Source organism: Cedecea sp. B1(4), assembly GCF_059414925.1.
The window spans coordinates 1-479 of the sequence record NZ_JCAHMZ010000356.1 but is presented as its reverse complement, the minus strand read 5'-3'; the positions used below and the strand labels follow the sequence as shown (position 1 = coordinate 479).

The following is a 479-nucleotide window of genomic DNA, read 5'->3' as shown; positions in this document are numbered from 1 at the left end:
AAGGACGTGGCGGCCGCGCGTTGATCGCGCCCGCTTCCCAACGCAGAGCTGGTTCCGTTTAGTCAGAGATACCCTGCCGGTTCCGTGGAACGGAGCCGGCACTCAGCAGGAAGGAGTCCATCATGAGCAGCGTCACTGTAGACCACGTGTCGCCGGGCCACGGCCTCGGTCACGATGACCACCACCACGCCACCCCCACCGGCTGGCGCCGCTGGCTTTTCGCCACCAACCACAAAGACATCGGGACGATGTATCTCATCTTCTCGTTCGTCATGCTGCTCGAAGGCGGCACGCTGGCGCTGCTGCTGCGTACCGAGCTGTTCGAGCCGGGCCTGCAGTTCTTCCGCCCCGAGCTGTTCAACCAGTTCACCACCATGCACGGCCTGATCATGGTGTTCGGCGCCATCATGCCGGCGTTCGTGGGCTTCGCGAACTGGATGATCCCGATGCAGATCGGCGCGTCCGACATGGCCTTCGCC

The 479-nt window shown here is 63.9% G+C and carries 1 protein-coding gene; it reads left to right on the top strand.

The window, feature by feature from the left end; genetic code table 11:
- Positions 1-122 precede the first annotated feature (122 nt).
- Positions 123-479, top strand: a 357-nt coding sequence (locus tag ACR6JA_RS23270; protein WP_494599902.1) for a cbb3-type cytochrome c oxidase subunit I, incomplete at its 3' end; no start/stop codon positions are given.